3 protein-coding genes are annotated in these 2,774 nt (G+C 42.9%); 1 reads left to right on the forward strand and 2 read right to left on the reverse strand.

From position 1 onward, the window contains the following. Window positions 1-339: 339 nt before the first annotated feature. The gene (locus HY877_01595) at window positions 340-1,668 is read left to right on the forward strand and encodes an MFS transporter (GenBank protein MBI5298976.1); all 1,329 of its coding nucleotides are present in this window, start codon (window positions 340-342) and stop codon (window positions 1,666-1,668) included. A gap of 13 nt (window positions 1,669-1,681) precedes the next feature. Here HY877_01595 and HY877_01600 read toward each other — a convergent pair whose 3' ends face one another. Together HY877_01600 and HY877_01605 are read right to left on the reverse strand one after the other, a co-directional pair. Next, window positions 1,682-2,131: a hypothetical protein gene (locus tag HY877_01600; GenBank protein MBI5298977.1), complete on the reverse strand. Its 450-nt coding sequence runs from the start codon at window positions 2,129-2,131 to the stop codon at window positions 1,682-1,684. Further along, entirely contained in the window at window positions 2,112-2,399 is a 288-nt protein-coding gene (locus HY877_01605) for a nucleotidyltransferase domain-containing protein (protein MBI5298978.1), read from the reverse strand. Before HY877_01605 ends, HY877_01600 begins: the two co-directional genes overlap by 20 nt. Between the last annotated feature and the right edge of the window lie 375 nt (window positions 2,400-2,774).

A 2,774-nucleotide genomic window follows, 5' to 3' on the forward strand; every position in this document is an offset into this window, starting at 1 on the left:
TTCTGAGCGAAGCGAAGAATCTGTTCGGGCTCAGGATAAACTCCGCGAAGAATCCAATATTATCAAGTAGATCCTTCACGGAGTTTACACTGAGCGAAGCGAATGTGTTCAGGATGACAACCATGAAAAGCGCATTTTCCACCACTCCCCTTCACACAACTGTTTCGTCACACTCTTTATAATAGGTAGCAACTTTCTCTCCTCTCCTGCCGATAACTATAGTGAGAGAGGAGAGAAAAATGAAAAAGAAGTTTTTTTTGTTTTTCGTAGTCATTTCAATGGCTTGCGTCGTATTCACAACCACCCTACTCCATGCCGCCGACGATGCCAGTGGTTCCAATGGCGACGAAGAAACCGAATTCTGCTAATAATCACGCCCTGCGCAACCTAAAATTCTTCTACTGGGAAGGTGCTTTTTCTGGTCTCGCGGCCGGTTGTGTCGATATTTATGCTGCGGCCTACATTCTATATCTCGGCGCCACCCCTTTCCATATTGCCCTTCTCATTTCTCTTCCCACCCTACTTGGTTCCATCATTCAACTCACCATTCCCGGACTTATCGAAAAATGGGGGACCCGAAAAGGTTTTGTCCGGTGGGGGCTTTTTGTATTCGCTCTTCTTTCTTGTGTGATGGCGTTTGCTTTTCTTTTCGGAAACGGGTGGGGAATTTATTTTCTCATTTTTGGATTCTGTCTATATGAAATTCTCAATCAGACATTTTTAACCGCGTGGACAAGTTGGACGGGTGACGTGGTTCCCCATTCGCGCCGCGGAGAATTTTTTGGTAACCGCACACGGTTCAACCACATCGCCATGTTTATCACCACACTCGCGGGCGGATTCTTTCTTTCGAAACTTGTTAAAAGTGGGGCAACACCGGCCATCGGATTTTGCATTCTATATTTGTTGGGTGGTCTTTTCCGGTTTCTTGGTTTCTGGATTATTCAAAAACCGACGGAGCCGCCTCTCACCCATGAAGTTGGTCCCACAGAAAAAGCTCTTGTCTCTTTTTTCAAAAATATCCGTCACCCCACTCTGGGATGGTTTCTTCTCTACGGCGGCATTGTCAATCTTGTGATTTATATGGGCGCCACTTATCTTGCCCCCTATTTTCTTGAAAATCTGAAAATCAATTACAGCACCTACAGCATTTTGTTTTGCACATTGATTCTGGGGAAGTTCGCTTTCTATCCGCTATGGGGAGAGATGGCCGATAAAGAAGGTGGAAAGAAAATTTTTATTCTCTGCAGTCTGCTGTTCGCGGTTTATCCTTTCCTCTGGCTTTTCTCTCACGCTATTTTTTATCTTATGCTGGTTCAGATTTATCGGGCTATTTTTTGGAGTGGTTATGAAACCGTCTCGTATAAATTTTTATTGGACGCCACCACCAACAGAAATCGTCCGCTCTTTGCTTCTTACACAAATCTTTTTAACGGAATTCTGGCGGTGGGTGGAGCTATGCTGGGAACACTCTTCTTCAAACATTCTTTTTTCACTTCGCCCTATCTTTTTGTTTTTTTCATGGCGGGAGGAATCCAACTACTGGCATCGGTAATTTTGCTTCCCATGATACGGGAACCTCAAAGAATTTCTTCGACTTCTGTAAGAATGGCGGCACCGATTGCCGGGGCGGAGGTAAGTCCGGGCGAATCAATTCCCAAGGTGTGAATTTGGTGTTATTTCAATAGACTTTTGAGAAACAATCAAGATACTCGATCAACTGTCGTTCAAATTCGACAGTAACAGGTTGAACGGCATCCACCAAATTTTTAATGGCGAGCCATTCTATTTTAAAAACATAGGAATGCACCAAATGATGACGAAAGGATAAAAATTTGTCCAGATTTGCCCACAATTCTAAATTTATAACGCCGTTATCTCTGGACACGTTCAAGAGCTCCCGATGCCAGTGAGGTGTTTTTTGAATCTTTCTTCCTTGGAAAGAACAGACCAGCTTCAGAATATTTTCAAAGCCGTTATAAATATTGTGAATGTAGACCGACAACGCGGCGACCTCGATATCAGAAGGTTGATCAGATCGAGAAGATTGAATAGACTCAATCCGTTCGGCAGTTTCACGGATATTTTCAAATTCCGCTTCGATGTATTCCTTAAGAACGTTGAGCGTCATAGATCAGCAAGCCATCCCTCATCACCAATTTTTCAAAAAGCATCTTTCTGCCACTAAGGTTGATGAGGTCCACCGGCTTGGGCATAGTTCTCATCAACTCTCCGTAAAAACTAAAAAAAACATCCGGAGGATATTCATCCACCGCAAAATCGTAATCATTGGCTTCTTGTGGATCTCCGTGAAGGGCCGAACCTACCAGATACAATTTTCCAATATGGTATTTTTTGGCCAATTCAACGGCCTTATTCAAGTCTCTTTTTGGAATCATAATGTTATCTCAAAATATCAGAGTTGCTCGGAGTTCTGCCATATTTCCTACTGATATTCCAGCGCTGTTTTTTACAAATTTCGTCTGCGCATTGCAGATACCCAATCCAGAACCGTTGCAATTGGTTTTGCCTTCTGAGAGTTTCAATCCACGCCCCGCCGATTACGACGGGGCGACTTATTATTTTTAGGGCACCTCCGGAAACTCTCTTAGATTTTTGAATGATTGGATTGCTTTGCAGGAATTGAAGGAACTATGATTTTCAGAATTATTTTGCATGAAAAAAACACCCTATGATTATTGATAAATCTGTATTTGCCGTCATATGTGATTTGGCGGATTGAGAGAAACATGCTACAAGGAGATATGAAAAAA

The organism is Deltaproteobacteria bacterium, assembly GCA_016213065.1.
In the GTDB taxonomy this organism is placed as follows: Bacteria; UBA10199; UBA10199; order SPLOWO2-01-44-7; family SPLOWO2-01-44-7; genus JACRBV01.